The organism is Streptococcus sp. 27098_8_70 (assembly GCF_041432215.1).
GTDB lineage: Bacteria > Bacillota > Bacilli > Lactobacillales > Streptococcaceae > Streptococcus > Streptococcus oralis_CP.
Genome location: NZ_JAPVZD010000003.1, coordinates 46,744 through 66,569, shown reverse-complemented (window position 1 = coordinate 66,569; position 19,826 = coordinate 46,744). Strand labels below are relative to the sequence as shown.

Sequence of the window (19,826 nt, the reverse complement as noted above, 5' to 3'; positions counted from 1 at the left end):
CCTTCTTTTGATAGACTAATACATAGTTTGTAAAAAGGAGACTTATCATGAAAAAATTTGTTGCTGAATTAATCGGTACATTTATGCTTGTGTTCATTGGAACAGGAGCTGTTGTTTTTGGAAATGGTCTTAATGGCCTTGGACACCTTGGAATTGCTTTTGCCTTTGGTTTAGCAATTGTGGTTGCAGCTTTCTCAATCGGAACTGTTTCAGGGGCTCACTTGAACCCAGCGGTTTCGATTGCTATGTTTGTAAACAAACGTTTGTCATCTTCAGAACTTGTAAACTACATCCTTGGACAAGTAGTTGGAGCTTTCCTTGCGTCAGCTGCAGTATTCTTCCTCTTGTCTAACTCAGGTATGTCAACTGCAAGTCTTGGTGAAAATGCCTTGGCAAACGGTGTCACTGTCTTTGGCGGTTTCTTGTTTGAAGTCATCGCAACTTTCTTGTTTGTCCTAGTTATCATGACGGTAACATCAGCAAGCAAGGGCAATGGCGCAATCGCTGGTTTGGTAATCGGCTTGTCCTTGATGGCGATGATCCTTGTTGGATTGAACATTACTGGCCTTTCAGTAAACCCAGCTCGTAGCTTGGCACCTGCTGTCTTTGTAGGTGGCGCAGCTCTTCAACAAGTTTGGATTTTCATCCTTGCCCCAATCGTTGGTGGCGTTCTTGCAGCACTTGTTGCGAAAAATTTCCTTGGAACAGAAGAATAAGAAACGAAAAAAGAGTCCTGTTCTCAGTTTGAGGAACAGGGCTTTTTCGTATTATACTCTTTGAAAATCTCTTTAAACCACGTCAGCTTCCATCTGCAACCTCAAAACACTGTTTTGAGCTGACTTCTTCAGTCTTATCTATAACCTCAAAGCAGTGCTTTGAGCAACCTGCGGCTAGCTTCCTAGTTTGCTCTTTGATTTTCATTGAGTATGAGTTTAACGGTTGTCAATTTTCTCTGGGTAGAGGTCGTGTTGGAAGAGACGCTGTTCTGCCAAGCCTTCATACTTAGTTCCAGGTCTACCGTAGTTGTAGTAAGGGTCGATTGAGATACCACCACGCGGAGTGAATTTTCCCCATACCTCTAAATAGCGAGGGTCTAGCAAGTTGACCAAATCTTTCCCGATAGTGTTGATACAGTTTTCATGAAAATCTCCATGATTTCGATAGCTAAAGAGGTAGAGTTTGAGGGATTTTGATTCGATGCAGAGCTTGTCAGGAATGTAGGAAATATAAATGGTCGCAAAGTCTGGCTGAGCGGTGATTGGGCAAAGCGAGGTAAATTCAGGACAGTTGAATTTGATGAAATAGTCATTTTCAACATGACGATTGTCAAAAGATTCAAGGACTTCTGGTTGATAGTCAAAAATGTAGTTGGTTTCTTTGTTGCCCAGTAGGCTTAGGTTTTTCATTTCTTCTTGTTGTGACATGATTTTTTCTTTCTAATTTAAACACCACGTTGGTTGTCGTAGAGGAGGGTATGGAGTTGAGGAAGGACGCGGACATTGCCCCAGCTATCGTCAGCAGCGACGCGTTCCCAGAGTTCTTTGAGACGGTCTAGTTGGTCTTGAACAATATTACCTGTAGCCTTGGGCTCAGGATTTCCAGCCGATAAGAAGAGGACATCTGGTTGGTAACGTTCTTGAATCCCTTTAGCAAAGGCCAAATCGGCATCATCAAAGACAGGGATTTTAAAGGTGACCTTGTCTGGATCCAATTGGGAAACGATAAAGTCTAAAGTCTCGAAGTTGACTTCCATCTTGGATGAGGGAGGTTTGGGGCTCAGAGTGACTTGGTCAATATCTTTTAACCAATTTTGCCAGCGAGAACCTTGGGTCTCAACAGCAAGGGTGACCCCACGTTCTTTGAGCTTGGTGACGAGTTGAGCCATATTGGCTGCTAGGATAGCGGGATTTCCCCCAGACAGGGTGACGTAGTCGTAGCTTCCTAGCTTATCTAAGGCAGCAATGACTTCATCAGCGGTCATGCGAGTTGGCTTTTCAGAACCATCCCAAGTAAAGGCAGAGTCGCACCAGTCGCAATGGTAGTCGCAACCAGTAGTACGGACAAACATGGTTTTCTGCCCGATAGCACGACCTTCACCTTGAAAGGTAGGGCCAAAAATTTCCAGAACTGGTAGTTTGAGGACACGTTCCCTAGTCATCTAACCACTCCCGTCTAAACTCTGCAAAGGCAGTCGGAGTTTCATAGAGGCGAACGTATTCCAAACGGAGACCGCGCTCATCTGGTAACTCTTGGCTCATGGTTTGAAAAATCCAGTAAACCATATTTTCAGCAGTCGTGTTCATATAAGGCAGGGTTTCATTGAGATAGCGATGATCCAAGTGGGGTTCTATGTAGTTCTTGTAAATAGCTTTGATGTCTCCAAAATCGTAGGTCATGCCACGCTCATCTAAAAATCCACTGACAGCAATCTGCAGATGATAGGTGTGGCCGTGTAGGGATTTGCATTTCCCCTCATAGTGAAAGAGGTGGTGGGCAGCGTCGAAGGTAAATTCTTTTGATACCAAGGTTCTGTGAGGATTGTAGACAAGAGACTCCCCAGTTTCCTGTTTGATTTCTTTGGGAGCAAAATACATTAGCCCACTCCTTTCTGTGAGAGATAAACATCAAGGCCATGCTGACGTAGGTGGCAGGCTGGACAATCTCCACAGCCACTTCCGATAATCCCATTGTAGCAGGTCAAGGTTTTTTCAAGAACGTAGTCAAAGGCACCGAGTTGGTCGGCTAATTCCCAAGTTTCAGCCTTGTCTAGCCACATGAGAGGTGTTTGGATAACAAAGTCATAATCCATGGCAAGGTTGAGGGTAACATTAAGGGATTTGACAAAGACATCCCGGCAGTCAGGGTAGCCAGAAAAATCTGTCTCGCAAACACCTGTCACGATATCTTTAATACCACGTTGCTTGGCAAGAACTGCTGCAAAGGACAAAAAGAGGTGGTTGCGACCATCAACGAAGGTATTGGGAAGCTCTCCCTCTTTTTGCTCAATCTCCAAATCAGAGGTCAAGGCATTTTTAGTGATTTGCCCCAGTAGAGACATATCTAAGATGTGATGACGAATACCTTGTTCCTTAGCGATTTCTTCAGCAACTTGAATCTCGAGATGATGGCGTTGGCCGTAGGCAAAGGTGACGGCTTCGACTGTTTTATAGTGTTCTTTAGCCCAAAAGAGGCAGGTTGTGGAATCTTGACCGCCACTAAAGACGACCAAGGCTGATTGACGTTTCATAGTACTCCTTCCAAAGTGGAAAATGTTCAGAGCACGCAAAAAGCTCCCTTGAGGGGAGCTAAAAAATACCAAGTAGAGGTTTTTTTTAGCGATGGCATGTCCCAAACATCGTAATATTCTATCTACAGTCTAGCATATTTTTTGAAAAATGGCAAAGGGCAAGAAAAAAGAGACCAAATGAATCCACTTGGTCTCTAGTGTGATTAGCTCAATTCAGCAACGATGGCCTTGATTTGTTCTGCTGTGTGAACACCTGCAACTTGTTTCACCACTTGGCCGTCTTTTTTGAAGAGAAGGGTTGGGATAGACATGATTCCAAAAGCACGAGCTGTATTTGGATTTTCATCAACGTCCATTTTAACGATTTTCAAGACATCTTCTGAAAGTTCTTCAGACAATTTATCCAAGATTGGACCTTGCATACGACATGGACCACACCAAGTTGCCCAGAAGTCTACCAAGACCAAACCGTCTTTTGTTTCTTGTTCGAATGTTGCATCTGTAATTGCTTTTGCCATTGTATTTCTCCTTTTTTAGTTATATTGGCTTAAATCTTGTTTCATGAGATAGAAGAAGACATCTCCATAAGTCCCATGGTAGTCCAAATCATGACCATTGTAGGTTAATTTTTGGACAGTATAGTAATCAGCAACGCCGATAAGGCAGGCATGTTGAGAACGTTCAAAGTCTTGGTAAGACTCGAAAGTCATGGTTCTCTCTTGCTTGCTGGCGTCTAGATAAGTAATTTCGATCATATAAAACTCCTTTGTTCAATCTTGACTTTATTGTACTCCTTGAAAAGAGGAATGTCAAGAAAAATGATTGCGCACGCAACTTTTTTTAAAAAAATCTGGTTATGAAATGAAATCAAGACTCATTTCCAGTCTTTCTTCGACAGCCTTTTGCAGGTAAGCTAGAGTTGTCTGGCCCTCGTCAGTCAGGCAGATAAAACTAGCCCGTCTATCCTGATCGCAACACCGGCGACTAAGCAAGCCACAGTTTTTCTCTTCCAGGCGAGCCACCATTCGAGAAACTGCGCTTGGACTGAGATGAAGCTTATCTGGCAGGTCAATCTGCCGTAAAGATTTTTCATCAGCTAGGTCCAGATAGTAGAGCAGGTAAAACTCTTTCAAGGTCAACCTTTGTTCACTCTGCTGGGCAATAGTTTCTTCCAACAAGGCTTCCATTTCCTTTTGACGGCGGTTGTAGTCAAACCACTTTTCCAAATAGGTCATTGCTTTCTCCTTTCTTTTCAAAGTAAAATCACAAAGTCATTACTGACTGTCTCTACAACACAAGATGATTGCGCATGCAATGATTATACTACTTTTAACTAATCCTTGCAAGAGAGAAGAATTGCGATATTTCCTTGAAATTTTCTGAAAAAAGAGTAAACTGGTATGCAAGAAGTCTATTTCGTGGAGTTTAGGATGAAATTATATGTTCAATTAATGATTCTCTTTGTGATTTCTCTAATCGGTGAGGGAATCTCCAGTTTCTTTCATCTGCCCATCCCAGGCAGTATTATCGGCTTGATTATTCTCTTTCTAGCTTTACAGTTCAAGTGGCTGAGAACCAGACACGTCAACATGGTCGGGAATTTCTTGCTGGCCAATATGACCATTCTCTTTTTACCGCCAGCAGTGGGAATCATGGAAAAGTTTGATGTGATTGCCCCTTACCTCTTGCCTATCGTTTTGATTGTCTTTTTTGCCGCGGTCATCAACATTATCCTCATTGCCCTAGTGGTTCAGTTTATCAAGAGACGATTTGAGGGAGATTATGAGAAAGGAGATGCCAAATGAGCGAATTTGTATCCAATCCTTTGTTTGGGATTGCTCTGTCTATCCTAGCTTATCTAGTGGGAATGCTGATTTACAGACGTTTTCCCCATCCATTGACAACTCCCCTGCTTTTGTCAGCCATTTTTATCATTATTTTCCTTAAGGCGACAGGTATTTCTTACCAAGATTACTACCAAGGTGGGGTTTATCTGAACAACTTGATAGTCCCATCGACAGTGGCTCTAGGGATTCCGCTTTATAAGAGTTTTCACTTGATGAAGCACCATGCTAGGAGTATTCTCTTTGGTAGTCTGTTAGCAGTAGTTGTCAATACTTGTTTCACTGCCATAGTAGCGAAAATATTTGGCATGGACTTTTTCCTAGCCATTTCTCTCTTTCCCAAGTCAGTGACAACCGCCATGGCAGTGGGAATCACAGAAAAATTGCAAGGATTAACAACTGTAACCTTGGTCGTCGTAGTGGCAACTGGGATTTTGACTAGTGTAATCGGACCAACCCTTTTGAAATGGTTGAAGATTGATGATCCAGTGGCTGTGGGACTTTCTCTTGGAGGAACAGGTCATGCTGTCGGAACGGGAACGGCCTTTCGATACGGTTCTGTAGCAGGAGCTATGGGTGGCTTGGCTATTGGTATCACTGGTATTCTCTACGTATTTGTAAGCCCCATTGTAGCCAGTTTGATATTGAGTTAAAAAGCAAGGAAGCTGAGTTCCTTGCTTTTTTCCAATTTTATTTTGTAAGGATTTACTTTTCTTTGCTTAAATGAATGACTTGGTCGTAGCGTTTTAAGTCCTCGTCTGTATAATGGTGAATGACTTCAATGACTGTCTGAGGTAGCGAGAAGAGGAGGTCGCTAATCTTTTTGCTATTCTCTAAGTCAAGATTGGCCTTAATCTCATCAGCCAAGATGAGTTGGCTGTCGTGATAGAGCGCGCGAGCGATTTCGAGTCGTTGTTTCTCGCCACCAGACAGGCTATCGTTGCTAAGAGTTCGATTTTTCAAATGTTCTAAACCAGTTGTCTTGAGGATATGATTCAACCTTTCTTGCTTTTTAGTCATTCCTAGAAGGATATTGTCTTCCAGAGACAGCGTGTCAAAGTAATGGCTATCTTGGAGGATATAGGAGCTAACGCTCGTGATTTCTTGGCGTGATAGGCTTTGGCCAGCAAATGCAATCCGTCCACTGGTCGCAGCCAACTCTCCATGAATGATATTGAGTAAAGTCGTTTTTCCAGAGCCACTTTCACCGATAATGGCAATCTTTTCTCCTTTCTTGATGTGCATGGAAAGAGGGGATAAAAGGACCTGTCCCTCTTTTTCTAGAGAGATATTCTCTAGTTGGACGGGATAAATGTTTTGGAAGGTGCTAGTAGAAATAGGACTAGAATTTGTGAAAAGTACTTGGTACTTTTCACAGAGGTATTGAGTTGCTTTTCGGGTGTTAGTAAAGTAGGCTAATTCTTGGAATTGATAGCCAATATTATGAGAAACGAGATAAATGGCTACAAAACTAGCTGCGTTTAAATAACCATAATAGGTCATAAAACCGCCAATGACAATAGGGGCAACGGAGCAAAAGGCATCGATGCTATTGATAAAGAGACTGTTTAGGGTACGTTGTTTCTCATATCGTATTTCCGCATCCAAACTAGTCTGTAACTGATTTTGATAGCGAGCAAAAAAGAAGTCCTGTCCCTGATAATGACGAATCTGTTGGCTACCGCCAATAAAATTTGTCAAGCTTGATAAGTAGCTCTGGTTAATAGTGGACCGCTTTTCAGAAAGTGAATCTAAACGCTTAGATCCGATGGCACTACAGAGGACAGGGACGGAGTAGAAGAGAATAAAAATCAAGCCTAGGTAAAAATTAGTCCACAGGGCATATAGAATGGAGACGGTTGTGAAACCAAGAGAAGAAATAATGATAACGGTTGGCTCAATATAGCTCTTTTCTAACTGGTTGACGTCGTTTTCTAAATCAGACAAAATATCCTTTTCATCAATATCATAACCGCTGAGGAATCGCTTGAAAATAGCGCTTTTAATTCCATATCTGAAATCAGTAATCAAACGAGCGTAGTAATAGCGTTTTCCAGCTAGCCCCAGTAAGAGGATGAGGTTTCCAAGGATTCCCAGAATCAACACTTTCCAAAGAAGTTCCAGTTCTTGATTGGTAAAACTAGCAACGATACTCTGAATGAGCGCTGGCGTAATAATCGCTTCCAGCCATGTGATTGCAATCGAAAAGAAGTAAAGTGTTAAGTGTTTCTTTGCAACAAACGTTCTAAGCATAAAGAGCTCCCTCCTTATCAATATACAGTAATCACTTTTAAAATTATTATACTCCTTTTTATCCACATTTTCATACAATATATCTAAAAGAAAAGATCTAGCGATACAGAGTCGCTAGACCTTTAACTTATTGCAAGTTAACCTTGTTTTTCAAGATGTAGTAGGTACCAAGATAGTAGATAGCTGATAAAAAGAGATCGCGCAGAATTTCTGTACCAACCATCACGTTATAGTCATTGTCAACTCTTAAGAAGAAAGTGATATAACCAATAACGATTGAAATGACGATATAGGCTAGAATCCCCATGGCTGTTCGATACTCGTTAAAGAGTTGCCCGATAGAGATGGAGAGGTAAATGGACAAAATCCATGCGATTGACCCGACAAACAGTGATAGGGCATACAGCCAGCCGTAGCTGAGATAAGGGGAAATGAAGTTGTAGAGGGCAGTGAAGTCTTTTTCAATTGGTGTTAAGAAGATGATAATCAATATACTCAAGATAAAGACGATATAGCCTAAGATGGACCAGACAAGACCACCTAAAAGTTTTGCGATGATGATTTGGTGCTCGGAGACAGGCAAGGTCAAGGTCAAGTACCCTTGGCGGTCATAAACACTCCCCTTGAATCTTCGGATGATTAAAAAGATTGTTGCAATCCAAAGAGTGACGCTGAGTCCTCCAAAGACTAGCACTAAAAAGAAGATGAAATAAGCAGCATTGTTAGGATTGTAACTCTGGCTAAGACTGTTAATAAAAGCTCCAATCAAAACTGAAATTGCAAGGACGGCACCGTAGAGTGCAAGATACCATTTATTGATATTTTTAAATTCATAACGAACTAAATTCCAAAACATACTAATCTCCTTTAACTAAGCCTTGAACTCTTGACGGAAGAGCTGGTCAATGGATTCACCTGACTCGTAACGAATATCATCAACATTTCCTTGGCGTACGACTTTTCCGTCTTTGAGGAAGATAATCTCATCCAAGATAGGTTCAATATCTGAAATCAAGTGGGTTGAAATCAGTACTGTAGAGGTTGGTGAGTAGTTGTTGATGATGGTATTGAGGATATAATCACGTGCGGCTGGATCCACTCCACCGATCGGTTCATCGAGGACATAAAGACGAGCTTCGCGGCTCATGACCAAAATCAGTTGTACCTTTTCCTTATTCCCTTTTGATAGTTTCTTGAGGCGACTATTCTCATCAATACCAAGATCAGCTAGCAAGTGTTGGGCTCTTTCGAGATTGAAATCCTGATAGAAGGTTTTAAAATAGGTTAGAGCATCCTTGACCTTCATCTCTTCATTGAGATAAGTTGTGTCAGGAAGGTAAGAGACAATCGCCTTTGTAGCAGGACTTGGATCCAATCCGTTAATGAGAACACGTCCTTTATCAGGCTGAAGAAGGCCATTGATCAGTTTGATTAAGGTCGTTTTTCCAGATCCATTTGGGCCGAGGAGACCAACAATTTTTCCAGCCGAAATCTCAAGAGAGATATTGTCAAGTGCCGCAGTTGCTCCATATGATTTTGTTACATTTTCAAGTGCTAGTAGTGTCATAGTCTTAAACTCCTTTAATATAGTCGCTTAATACATTTGGCAGTTCTTCTTTTTTGTAGCCAAATTGAAGCATGCAAGAGACGAATTGTTGTAGCTGCTCCTCGGAAAGTTGTTTGCGGGACTGAAGGATGAGGTCCAAATCCTCGGTGACAAATCGACCAGTTGTCCGCTTGCTGTATACAAATCCTTCACGTTCGAGGTCAGACAAGGCGCGCTGAATGGTATTAGGATTGACCCCAGCCTCGCTCGCCAAATCTCTCACGGTAGGGAGCTGTTGGTTGGGTTCCAGCTCATGGGAAACAATCTGTAGTTTGATTTTTTCCATAATCTGTAAATAAATCGGTTTTGTATTATCAAATGACCAGGACATCATAGTCTCCTTTCTTTGTCTTTCTTGTTCTAATTAAATAATACAATAAAACAAAAAAACTTGTCAAGTAAAAATAAGAATTGTTTTGGGAATTGCTCAAAAAATGGTATAATGAAAAGAAAACGACAAGGAGGGAAATGCATGCGTTGTCCAAAATGTGGGGCTACCAAGTCTAGTGTTGTTGATAGTCGACAAGCCGAAGAAGGAAATACCATCCGCCGAAGACGCGAGTGCGACGAGTGTCAGCATCGTTTTACAACCTATGAACGAGTAGAAGAAAGAACGCTGGTTGTCGTCAAAAAAGACGGTACGCGAGAACAGTTCTCGAGAGATAAAATCTTTAATGGGATTATTCGCTCAGCCCAGAAGCGTCCTGTGTCGAGTGATGAAATCGGCATGGTGGTCAATCGCATCGAGCAAAAACTCCGTAGTCGCAGTGAGAATGAGATCCAAAGTGAATATATTGGGTCTTTAGTCATGGAAGAATTGGCAGAGCTTGATGAGATTACCTATGTTCGTTTTGCCAGTGTATACCGTAGCTTTAAGGATGTGAGTGAGTTGGAGAGTCTGCTCCAGCAGATCACCCAGTCCTCAAAAAAGAAAAAGGAAAAATAGATGAAACCAAATGACCGTTTTTCTTTTCTAAAGAATAATCGGGTGTCGCAAGATACCTCTTCTCTGGTACAGTGCTACCTCCCGATTATCGGTCAGGAGGCACTGAGCCTCTATCTATATGCTATTACTTTCTGGGATGGTGGACAAAAGGAGCACCTCTTTTCCCATATCCTCAACCACTTAAACTTTGGCATGCCGACCTTGCTCCAATCCCTCAAAATCTTATCTGCTTTGGATTTGTTGACCCTTTATCAAAAGGGGGAAACCTATGAATTGCAGCTTCAGTCTCCCCTCTCCAGTCAGGATTTTCTAAGTCATTCAGTCTACAGCAGATTATTAGAGAAAAAGATTGGGGATACAGCTGTTTCTGCTATGAAGCAGGCTCCAAGTGAGGGAGAAGCACTCTCTGTTTCTTTGAGCCAAGTCTTTCCAACCCTGACTGAAGAAGTGACACCAAGCGAGTCTAAAAGCAAGTTAAAAAACGATTTTGATTTGGAACATTTCCAGCGGCTGATGGCTCGAGATGGCTTGCGTTTTGAAGACGAGCAGGCAGATGTTTTGGAATTGTTTGCCATCGCAGATGAAAAAAAATGGACCTGGTTTGAAACCTATCAATTAGCCAAGGCGACAGCGCTGGCTCAGGTTATTTCAGTCAAACGCATGCGTGAAAAGCTTGCGCAAAAGCAGGTTCCTTCTGACTTTAGCCCCAAAGAAATGACCATTATCAGGGAAGCCAAAAATAAAACTCCCCTGCACTTTTTAGCGGAAATCAAGCAAACGCGTAAGGGGAACATCACCCAGAGCGAACGAGAACTCCTTCACCAGATGGCGTCTTTAGGCTTGTTGGATGAAGTCATCAATATCGTCTTGCTTCTAACCTTTAACAAGGTTGATTCGGCTAATGTTAATGAAAAATATGCCATGAAGGTCGCAAATGACTATGCTTATCAAAAAATTCGGACAGCAGAAGAAGCTGTGCTTCGGATTCGAGAGCGTCAGCAAAAAGGGCAAGAAGACCAAAAATCGAAAACGAGCTCGACTAAGACCAATGTTCCTAAGTGGAGTAATCCAGAATATAAAAATCAAACCAGCGAGGAGACTCGTCTGGAACTAGAACGTAAAAAACAAGAAATGTTAGCCCGATTAGAAGAAGGAGGAGACTAGATGGAAAGTGTTGGCGACGTTATCAAGCGTCAGACAAGTCGTTTTCAGTATCAGGACCTAGTCCAGCAGATTATGAAAGACCCAGATGTAGCGGCTTTTATCCAGAAAGAATCCCTCAGTCCAGAGGAGTTGAATCGTAGCATCTCCAAGTTCAACCAATATATCACAGAACGGGACAAGTTTCTTCGTGGGGATGCGGACTATATAGCGCGTGGCTACAAGCCCATCTTGGTTATGAATCACGGATATGCGGATGTGTCTTATGAAGAAACACCAGAACTAATCGCAGCAGAAAAAGAGGCTGCGATTAAGAATCGTCTCAAGTTGATCAATCTACCAGCAAGTCTCAAGAAAGCGAAGTTGGCTCAGATTGACCTGGATGATCTAGGACGGTTGCCGATTTTTGAGAGACTCTATTCCTTTGTTGACCTTTACCCAAGCATCCGAAAAGGCCTCTATCTTTACGGAGATTTTGGTGTTGGAAAGAGTTTCATGATGGCAGCCTTAGCTCACGACCTGTCTGAAAAGCGAGGGGCCTCAACGACGATTCTCCACTATCCAAGCTTTGTCATTGATGTGAAAAATGCCATCGGTGAAGGATCTGTGAAGACCTTGGTGGATGACATCAAGTTAGCAGAAGTCCTGGTCTTGGATGATATTGGTGCAGAGCAGTCGACACCTTGGGTGCGTGATGAGATTCTTCAAGTCATTCTTCAGTACCGCATGCAGGAAGATTTGCCGACCTTCTTTACTTCCAACTTTAATTTCCAAGATTTGGAAAAACATTTTGCCAAAGGAAAGAATGGAAATGACGAGACTTGGGAAGCTAGACGGGTTATGGAACGAATCCGTTATTTGGCTGAGGAGACAAGACTAGAAGGAGAAAATCGCCGATGACAGAAACCATTAAACTGATGAAAGCTCACACTTCAGTTCGTCGCTTTAAGGAGCAAGAGATTCCTCAAGCAGACTTGGACGAGATTTTGACTGCTGGACAAATGGCGTCATCTTGGAAAAATTTCCAATCCTACTCTGTGATTCTTGTGCGCAGTCAAGAGAAGAAAGATGCTCTTTATGAACTGGTTCCTCAGGAAGCCATTCGCCAGTCTGCAGCCTTTTTGCTCTTTGTTGGTGACTTAAACCGAGCTGAAAAGGGAGCAAGCCTTCATACCGACACTTTCCAACCCCAAGGAGTGGAAGGTCTCCTCATCACATCTGTGGATGCTGCGCTTGCTGGGCAAAATACCTTGCTTGCGGCTGAGAGTCTGGGATATGGTGGTGTGATTATCGGTTTGGTCCGTTACAAGTCGGAAGAAGTGGCAGAGCTTTTTAATTTGCCTGACTATACCTACCCCGTTTTTGGGATTGCCATCGGTGTGCCAGATCAACAACATGATGTCAAACCAAGACTGCCTTTGAACCAAGTGGTATTTGAAGAAGAATACCAAGAACAGCCAGTTGAAGCGATTTTGGACTATGACCAAGTACAGGCAGACTATGCTGGCGCGCGTGCGACAACCTCTTGGAGTCAGCGTTTGGCAGAGCAGTTTGGCCAAGCCGAACCTAGTTCAGCTCGAAGAAATCTAGAACAGAAAAAGTTATTGTAGAAAGTGAGAAAACATGGCCTTACCAACTGTTGCCATTGTAGGGCGTCCCAATGTTGGGAAATCGACCCTCTTTAACCGAATCGCTGGTGAGCGAATCTCAATCGTAGAAGATGTCGAGGGTGTGACACGTGACCGTATCTATGCAACGGGTGAGTGGCTCAACCGTTCTTTCAGTATGATTGATACTGGAGGGATTGACGACGTCGATGCTCCTTTCATGGAGCAAATCAAACACCAGGCAGAAATTGCCATGGAAGAAGCAGATGTCATCGTCTTTGTGGTGTCTGGGAAAGAAGGGATTACAGATGCGGACGAGTACGTAGCTCGCAAACTCTATAAAACCCATAAGCCTGTTATCCTAGCCGTTAACAAGGTTGACAATCCTGAGATGCGAAATGATATCTTTGATTTCTATGCGCTAGGATTGGGCGAACCGTTGCCAATTTCGTCTGTGCACGGTATTGGTACGGGTGATGTGTTGGATGCCATCGTGGATAATCTACCACACGAAGTTGAAGAAGAAAATCCAGATGTCATTAAATTTAGCTTGATTGGCCGTCCTAACGTTGGAAAATCCAGTTTGATCAACGCTATTTTGGGAGAAGACCGCGTGATTGCTAGTCCAGTAGCTGGAACAACGCGTGATGCCATTGATACCCATTTTACAGATACGGATGGTCAAGAGTTTACCATGATTGATACAGCTGGTATGCGTAAGTCTGGTAAAGTCTATGAAAATACGGAGAAATACTCTGTCATGCGTGCCATGCGTGCCATTGACCGTTCTGACGTGGTCTTGATGGTCCTCAATGCCGAAGAAGGTATTCGTGAGTACGACAAGCGTATCGCAGGTTTCGCCCACGAAGCTGGTAAAGGAATGATCATCGTGGTCAACAAGTGGGATACACTTGAGAAAGACAACCACACCATGAAGAACTGGGAAGAAGACATCCGTGAGCAGTTCCAATACCTGCCTTACGCACCGATTGTCTTTGTATCAGCTTTAACCAAGCAACGTCTCCACAAATTGCCTGAGATGATTAAGCAAATCAGTGAAAGTCAAAACACTCGGATTCCATCAGCAGTCTTGAACGATGTGATTATGGATGCCATTGCCATCAATCCAACACCGACAGACAAAGGAAAACGCCTCAAGATTTTCTACGCAACCCAAGTGGCAACCAAACCACCAACCTTTGTCATCTTTGTCAATGAAGAAGAACTCATGCACTTCTCTTACCTGCGTTTCTTGGAAAATCAAATCCGCAAGGCCTTTGTCTTTGAGGGAACCCCGATTCATTTGATTGCAAGAAAACGCAAGTAAGTCTTGCTTATTTTTCAATAAGAATAACTGAAAAGAAGACTAGTTTGTCTTCTTTTTTCTATAAAGTAGGTGAAAAAAATCCTGTCAAATCGAAGGAAAAATCTGTCATCAAAATTCAATCATTTTCCTAGCTTTTGTAATCTATTTGTAATGAAAATGCACTTTCTTTGTAAAAATCAAAATGCTATAATTCCTTAAATCAATTTTCCTTTATCAGGGAGGTTATTATGAAAAGAAGCAGATTTTTTAAACATAGTTTGTTGGTTCGCTTGCTTGGGTTGCTGATGGTTTTTCTCTTCTTGTCAGCATTCACAGCACCTGAAAAACCTGAGTACGGGATCTATGACCCCAATCACTATCTGACTGATGAGACAATCAGACTGATTCGAGGTTTGAATAAGGTAAATAGTCAAAAAGCAGAAAAATTCCAAGTGGGCGTTTACGTTGTGAAAAGCCTGGATGGAGAAACAATCGAAACTGTAGCTAACGAAACAGCTAGAGCTTGGAAGATTGGCTACTCGGGAGACAACAACGGCGCCTTGATTGTGGTCGCTGTTGAGGATAGAAAATCACGGATTGAAACAAGCAATAATGTGGCAAGTAAGATCACAGACTATCAGACCAATAGATTTTTGAAAACAGCACGGCCTTACTTTCAAAAGGGAGACTACAGCAATGGAGTTCTTTCTATAGCAAACAATCTCAACTACATGTTTTATAGTGGATCGAGTACGACTGCTTCAAGTTCTAGAAGTAGTTACGACTATGCTACTAATTCTAGTCGTCTAAGAGAAATTGAAAAGTATACCGCTGGGAGTCAATCTTCGAAACGGCATCGAAAAAGTAGCTTCGATGACGGAGCCCTCGGATTTGTAGTTCTGATTTACTTCATCGTCATGATTATAGGATTTCTATTTGGTGGTCGTGGTGGCGGTTCACGTGGAGATGATTCTGGCGGTGGCTGGTGGGGCGGTGACTCATCAGACTCAGGTTCCTCTTGGTCTGATTCGGGCTCCGACTCATCTGGAGGCTGGGACGGCGGTGGCTTTGATGGCGGTGGTTCGTCTGATGACTGGTGAGTGATCATATATTGCTCAAACCGATTTCTCCATACAGTAAGGTGACTCCTTTGCAACAGTTCACTCCTTAATTAAAAATAAAAACAAAGTTTGGGAAATTGATTTAAAATCTGAGTATTTTCTCAGAAAAGTTGATAAAAGAAAGTGTTAAGGTTTTGATATGAAACAAAATAAAGTAATTCTCTCAATAGTGGCTATTTTCTTTGGACTACTAGTTCTGGGAAGTTGTTCCGCAGTGACGACCTATAATGGTCTAGTTGGTGAACAGACTAAAGTGGAGCAGGCTCAGGCCGATGTCTCGACAGCCCTCCAACGTCGTTCGGACTTGATTGGTAACTTGGTGGAGTCCGTTAAAGGACAAATGAATCATGAAACCGAAGTCTTTACCAAGATTGCGGATGCTAGAGCTAAAATCGGTAGTAGCTCAGTAACTTCGGAAGAAAACCAAAAGGCTCAGGGAGAGTTGAGCTCTGCTCTTTCCCGCTTGATTTCCTTGACGGAGAATTATCCAGAACTCAAGAGCAATCAAAATGTTGAGCAACTAATGGTCGAACTTTCAGGCAGTGAAAATCGTATCTTTGTAGCACGCAAGGATTATAATAAAGTCGCAGCCGAGTACAATCAAAAGTTGAGAAGTTTTCCAACTGTGCTTTTTGCGAATATGATGAACTTTAAAGAAGCTGAAACCTTTAAAGAAACAGAAGAAGCCAAGACAGTTCCTAAGGTCGATTTTGGAACATCTTCATCAAGTCAATAAAGTGGATCAGCCTATGAATAAAGGAATTTCTCTAGTATGACTAGTGATTTCAAACTCAAACCTGGAAAGTCTTTTCCAGGTTTTTTTGGTATAATAAAAGGGAAGAGACAGTGACTGAAATGGAGGTTTGCTATGGAGAAAACAAAAGCCTTTCTTGAAGCGCACTACAAGAGATATATCTTTACGATTTGCCTTCTCTGGTTCCTCATGTTTTTCCTTCCTTGGGATTGGCATATAGGAGGAGTTTCAATTTATTATTTCGTTATGAAAAAACTCTTTGTGGTTTTTGGAGTTTTATCCATCCTATACTCCGTGCTGATTAAAAAAATCAGTCTCCTCATCTTTGGCATCATCTTTTGCTTGGCCTTCTGGATCAATCTCTTTTGGTATTTTGGGATATTGCCTATATTCTTGGGAAATTAAACATTAACAAATGAAGGACTAGACTAGCTTCTAGTCCTTTTTTCTTCCTTATTGAAATAGTTGGAGATATAAAAATAATTTTGTTGACGGGCTGTCTGTATGATATAATAAGTCCCGTAAAAAGAAGATTAAGGGATTTGAAAAATGGCTAAAAAAGTAAAAGATTATTATGACTTGGCTTATGCTATGGATTTGAGTCGACGGTTGCAAGAAGCATCCGTTGCCTTTGATGGACAAAAGTTTAGGCTGTTGCTAGAAAAAGACTTGGAAAATTTGGAGTTTAGCCAGCGTCAAGAACTCTTGGCTAAAAGTATCAAAGATTGTCTTCCCCTATCTTATCAGGACTCTCTCAAGGTTTTTGAGAAAATTTTGGGTCCTGAGTTAGAGGGTGGTTTAGGTATGTTCTCAGAAGGATATTGGCTTTGGCCAATCGGAAAATATGTAGAGCTATTTGGGGACAAGGAATTTGAATTGAGCACGGCCTTTAGTAAGGAACTAACCAAGCGATTTACTGGAGAATTTTCTATGAGACCTTTGCTGGCTCGCTATCCTAAGGCTACAATGACTTTGCTATTAGAATGGAGTCGGGATGAAAATTTGCGTGTTCGTAGACTTGCCAGCGAATGCATGCGTATCCGTCTGCCTTGGGCTAAGAGACAAACCGTGGTATTGGATTATTTTGAGGATTTCACCACTATTCTGACCAATCTAAAAGATGATAGAGACAAGTCTATTCAAAAAAGTGTAGCCAATAATCTAAATGATTTGTACAAGGAAGCCCCCGATAAGTTTGAAAGGATTCTTCAAACTTGGCAGAAAGGGGAGCTAAGTCCAAGTTGTGCTTGGATTATCAAGCATGCATCTCGAACAAAAAACAAAAAAAGAGCCACAGAAGATTTATGCAAAAAAAGCTGAATTTCAGCTGGCCTTTTCCGTTGTAAATTAAGGATTCTTTCTTGAAAAATAATGGTAAATATGCTAAAATTAAAAGAACATTCTAAAATATTCAGAATAAAAAGTAAGGAAAATCATGGCTAATATTTTAAAAACGATTATTGAAAATGATAAAGGAGAACTTCGTCGTCTGGAAAAGATGGCTGATAAGGTTCTTAACTATGAGAGCCAAATGGCTGCAATGTCAGACGAAGAACTAAAAGCGAAAACTGACGAATTTAAAGAACGATACAACAAGGGTGAATCACTTGATTCATTGCTATATGAGGCTTTTGCAGTAGTTCGTGAAGCTGCAAAACGTGTCCTTGGGCTCTTCCCTTATAAGGTTCAGGTCATGGGTGGGATTGTTCTTCACCATGGTGACGTTCCAGAGATGCGTACGGGTGAAGGGAAGACCTTGACAGCGACTATGCCAGTGTACCTCAATGCCCTTGCAGGTAAAGGGGTTCACGTAGTTACAGTCAACGAATACCTAACAGAACGTGACGCGACTGAAATGGGTGAATTGTACTCATGGCTCGGTCTGTCAGTAGGGATTAACTTGGCAGCCAAATCTCCAATGGAGAAAAAAGAGGCTTACCTTTGTGATATTACCTACTCAACCAACTCAGAGATTGGTTTCGACTACCTTCGTGATAACATGGTCGTTCGTGCAGAAAACATGGTGCAACGTCCACTCAATTATGCTTTGGTCGATGAGGTTGACTCAATTTTGATCGACGAAGCTCGTACACCATTGATCGTTTCAGGCGCCAATGCAGTTGAAACAAGCCAACTCTACCATATGGCGGACCACTTCGTGAAATCTTTGGACAAGGACGACTATATCATTGACGTTCAGTCTAAGACGATCGGTTTGTCAGACTCTGGTATTGACAAGGCAGAAAGCTACTTCAAACTAGAAAATCTCTACGACATTGAAAATGTAGCTCTTACTCACTTTATTGACAATGCCCTTCGTGCCAACTATATCATGATTCTCGATATCGACTATGTGGTTAGTGAAGAGCAGGAAATCTTGATCGTTGACCAATTTACAGGTCGTACCATGGAAGGTCGTCGTTACTCTGATGGTTTGCACCAAGCGATTGAAGCAAAAGAAGGTGTGCCAATCCAAGATGAGACTAAGACTTCAGCTTCTATTACCTACCAAAACCTCTTCCGTATGTATAAGAAATTGGCAGGTATGACAGGTACTGGTAAAACAGAAGAAGAAGAATTCCGCGAAATTTACAACATTCGTGTTATCCCAATCCCAACTAACCGTCCAATTCAACGTATCGACCACTCAGACCTTCTCTATGCAAGTCTTGATGCGAAATTTAAGGCTGTAGTTGAAGATGTAAAAGCTCGTTACCAAAAAGGTCAGCCGGTCTTGGTAGGTACAGTTGCCGTTGAAACGAGTGATTTCCTTTCTAAGAAATTGGTAGCAGCAGGTGTTCCTCACGAAGTCTTGAATGCGAAGAACCACTACAGAGAAGCGCAAATTATCATGAACGCTGGTCAACGTGGCGCAGTTACCATCGCAACCAACATGGCCGGTCGTGGTACCGACATCAAGCTTGGTGAAGGGGTTCGTGAACTTGGAGGTCTTTGCGTAATTGGTACAGAGCGCCACGAAAGTCGCCGTATTGATAATCAGCTTCGTGGACGTTCAGGACGTCAAGGAGACCCAGGTGAGTCACAATTCTACTTGTCTCTTGAAGATGATTTGATGAAACGTTTTGGTTCAGAACGTTTGAAAGGTGTCTTTGAACGTCTCAACATGTCTGACGAAGCCATCGAATCTCGCATGTTAACGCGTCAAGTTGAAGCAGCTCAAAAACGTGTCGAAGGAAACAACTACGATACTCGTAAACAAGTCCTTCAATACGATGATGTTATGCGTGAACAACGTGAGATTATCTATGCACAACGTTATGATGTCATTACTGCAGATCGTGACTTGGCACCAGAAATCCATGCTATGATTCGTCGTACCATTGGACGTATCGTGGATGCACATGCTCGTTCTAAGGAAGATGAAAAATTGGAAGCAATCCTGAACTTCGCTAAGTATAACTTGCTTCCAGAAGATTCAATTAGCCGTTCAGACCTTGCAGGTCTGTCAGACCAAGCTATCAAAGATGAACTTTTCCAACGTGCCTTGAAAGTCTATGACAGCCAAGTTGCTAAGCTTCGTGACGAAGATGCAGTGAAAGAATTCCAAAAAGTCTTGATTCTACGTGTTGTAGACAACAAGTGGACAGACCATATCGATGCTCTTGACCAGTTGCGAAATGCTGTTGGTCTTCGTGGATATGCTCAAAACAACCCTGTTGTAGAATATCAAGCAGAAGGTTTCCGCATGTTTAACGACATGATTGGATCGATTGAATTCGATGTGACCCGCTTGATGATGAAAGCACAAATCCATGAGCAAGAACGTCCGCAAACTGAACACAATATCAGTACAACTGCGACTCGTAATATCGCAGCGCAGCAGGCAAGCCTTCCAGAAGATTTGGACTTGAGCCAAATCGGACGAAACGACCAATGCCCATGTGGATCAGGTAAGAAATTCAAGAACTGTCATGGTAAGAGACAATAATATGAGATAAGATACAGGCGGATACCTGGTAA

Annotated in this window: 24 protein-coding genes; 13 read left to right on the top strand and 11 right to left on the bottom strand. The window is 42.2% G+C overall.

What is annotated here, in order from left to right; translation table 11 throughout:
• Positions 1-47: 47 nt before the first annotated feature.
• A complete protein-coding gene (locus O3655_RS06945; RefSeq protein WP_000714824.1) occupies positions 48-716 on the top strand; it encodes an MIP/aquaporin family protein in 669 nt (222 codons plus the stop codon).
• A gap of 216 nt (positions 717-932) precedes the next feature.
• Here O3655_RS06945 and queF read toward each other — a convergent pair whose 3' ends face one another.
• From queF to O3655_RS06910, 7 genes are all read right to left on the bottom strand, one after another.
• A complete protein-coding gene (gene queF, locus O3655_RS06940; RefSeq protein WP_000082577.1) occupies positions 933-1,424 on the bottom strand; it encodes a preQ(1) synthase in 492 nt (163 codons plus the stop codon).
• A gap of 17 nt (positions 1,425-1,441) precedes the next feature.
• Entirely contained in the window at positions 1,442-2,158 is a 717-nt protein-coding gene (queE, locus tag O3655_RS06935; RefSeq protein ID WP_247920751.1) for a 7-carboxy-7-deazaguanine synthase QueE, read from the bottom strand.
• The gene (gene queD, locus O3655_RS06930; protein WP_084944977.1) at positions 2,151-2,594 is read right to left on the bottom strand and encodes a 6-carboxytetrahydropterin synthase QueD; all 444 of its coding nucleotides are present in this window, start codon (positions 2,592-2,594) and stop codon (positions 2,151-2,153) included. The genes queE and queD overlap by 8 nt, the downstream gene beginning before the upstream one ends.
• Complete coding sequence (gene queC, locus O3655_RS06925) at positions 2,594-3,247, bottom strand: 7-cyano-7-deazaguanine synthase QueC (protein ID WP_084944976.1); 654 nt, start codon at positions 3,245-3,247, stop codon at positions 2,594-2,596. The genes queD and queC overlap by 1 nt, the downstream gene beginning before the upstream one ends.
• A gap of 203 nt (positions 3,248-3,450) precedes the next feature.
• The gene (gene trxA / locus O3655_RS06920) at positions 3,451-3,765 is read right to left on the bottom strand and encodes a thioredoxin (protein ID WP_001029581.1); all 315 of its coding nucleotides are present in this window, start codon (positions 3,763-3,765) and stop codon (positions 3,451-3,453) included.
• Positions 3,766-3,780: 15 nt separating this feature from the next.
• Positions 3,781-4,002 (bottom strand): DUF4649 family protein, encoded by a 222-nt coding sequence (locus tag O3655_RS06915; protein ID WP_000570263.1) that lies wholly within the window; start codon positions 4,000-4,002, stop codon positions 3,781-3,783.
• Positions 4,003-4,101: 99 nt separating this feature from the next.
• Positions 4,102-4,482, bottom strand: a complete 381-nt coding sequence (locus O3655_RS06910) for a MarR family winged helix-turn-helix transcriptional regulator (protein ID WP_000221645.1) — start codon at positions 4,480-4,482, stop codon at positions 4,102-4,104.
• A 195-nt stretch (positions 4,483-4,677) separates the two neighbouring features.
• Here O3655_RS06910 and O3655_RS06905 point away from each other — a divergent pair, with 195 nt between their 5' ends.
• Positions 4,678-5,052 carry a CidA/LrgA family protein gene (locus O3655_RS06905; RefSeq protein WP_000781325.1) on the top strand — a complete coding sequence of 125 codons (375 nt, stop codon included), beginning with the start codon at positions 4,678-4,680 and terminating at the stop codon, positions 5,050-5,052.
• Positions 5,049-5,744: an LrgB family protein gene (locus O3655_RS06900; protein ID WP_044020364.1), complete on the top strand. Its 696-nt coding sequence runs from the start codon at positions 5,049-5,051 to the stop codon at positions 5,742-5,744. Before O3655_RS06905 ends, O3655_RS06900 begins: the two co-directional genes overlap by 4 nt.
• Positions 5,745-5,796: 52 nt before the next feature.
• Here O3655_RS06900 and O3655_RS06895 read toward each other — a convergent pair whose 3' ends face one another.
• The 4 genes from O3655_RS06895 to O3655_RS06880 all read right to left on the bottom strand — a co-directional run bounded on the left by O3655_RS06895 (position 5,797) and on the right by O3655_RS06880 (position 9,281).
• A complete protein-coding gene (locus O3655_RS06895) occupies positions 5,797-7,344 on the bottom strand; it encodes an ABC transporter ATP-binding protein (protein WP_000946536.1) in 1,548 nt (515 codons plus the stop codon).
• Positions 7,345-7,471: 127 nt separating this feature from the next.
• Positions 7,472-8,200: a hypothetical protein gene (locus O3655_RS06890; protein ID WP_371641262.1), complete on the bottom strand. Its 729-nt coding sequence runs from the start codon at positions 8,198-8,200 to the stop codon at positions 7,472-7,474.
• A 15-nt stretch (positions 8,201-8,215) separates the two neighbouring features.
• A complete protein-coding gene (locus tag O3655_RS06885; protein WP_000173186.1) occupies positions 8,216-8,911 on the bottom strand; it encodes an ABC transporter ATP-binding protein in 696 nt (231 codons plus the stop codon).
• Positions 8,912-8,915: 4 nt separating this feature from the next.
• Positions 8,916-9,281, bottom strand: a complete 366-nt coding sequence (locus O3655_RS06880) for a GntR family transcriptional regulator (protein WP_000119117.1) — start codon at positions 9,279-9,281, stop codon at positions 8,916-8,918.
• Positions 9,282-9,422: 141 nt separating this feature from the next.
• Here O3655_RS06880 and nrdR point away from each other — a divergent pair, with 141 nt between their 5' ends.
• From nrdR to secA, 10 genes are all read left to right on the top strand, one after another.
• Positions 9,423-9,896 (top strand): transcriptional regulator NrdR, encoded by a 474-nt coding sequence (nrdR, locus tag O3655_RS06875; RefSeq protein ID WP_001203676.1) that lies wholly within the window; start codon positions 9,423-9,425, stop codon positions 9,894-9,896.
• Entirely contained in the window at positions 9,897-11,060 is a 1,164-nt protein-coding gene (locus O3655_RS06870) for a DnaD domain protein (protein WP_308697143.1), read from the top strand.
• Entirely contained in the window at positions 11,061-11,957 is an 897-nt protein-coding gene (gene dnaI, locus O3655_RS06865; protein WP_000446487.1) for a primosomal protein DnaI, read from the top strand.
• Positions 11,954-12,667 (top strand): NADPH-dependent oxidoreductase, encoded by a 714-nt coding sequence (locus O3655_RS06860; RefSeq protein WP_371641261.1) that lies wholly within the window; start codon positions 11,954-11,956, stop codon positions 12,665-12,667. Before dnaI ends, O3655_RS06860 begins: the two co-directional genes overlap by 4 nt.
• Before the next feature lie 13 nt (positions 12,668-12,680).
• Positions 12,681-13,991 (top strand): ribosome biogenesis GTPase Der, encoded by a 1,311-nt coding sequence (der, locus tag O3655_RS06855; RefSeq protein WP_070696195.1) that lies wholly within the window; start codon positions 12,681-12,683, stop codon positions 13,989-13,991.
• 227 nt (positions 13,992-14,218) lie between these two features.
• Positions 14,219-15,070 (top strand): YgcG family protein, encoded by an 852-nt coding sequence (locus O3655_RS06850; protein ID WP_070696197.1) that lies wholly within the window; start codon positions 14,219-14,221, stop codon positions 15,068-15,070.
• A 160-nt stretch (positions 15,071-15,230) separates the two neighbouring features.
• Complete coding sequence (locus O3655_RS06845; protein ID WP_000812473.1) at positions 15,231-15,827, top strand: LemA family protein; 597 nt, start codon at positions 15,231-15,233, stop codon at positions 15,825-15,827.
• Positions 15,828-15,959: 132 nt separating this feature from the next.
• Positions 15,960-16,250 carry a hypothetical protein gene (locus O3655_RS06840; protein WP_049520430.1) on the top strand — a complete coding sequence of 97 codons (291 nt, stop codon included), beginning with the start codon at positions 15,960-15,962 and terminating at the stop codon, positions 16,248-16,250.
• Positions 16,251-16,394: 144 nt separating this feature from the next.
• Positions 16,395-17,165, top strand: coding sequence for a DNA alkylation repair protein (locus O3655_RS06835; protein ID WP_049520431.1), 771 nt, complete (start codon positions 16,395-16,397; stop codon positions 17,163-17,165).
• A gap of 115 nt (positions 17,166-17,280) precedes the next feature.
• Complete coding sequence (secA, locus tag O3655_RS06830; protein ID WP_001284115.1) at positions 17,281-19,794, top strand: preprotein translocase subunit SecA; 2,514 nt, start codon at positions 17,281-17,283, stop codon at positions 19,792-19,794.
• Positions 19,795-19,826: the final 32 nt, after the last annotated feature.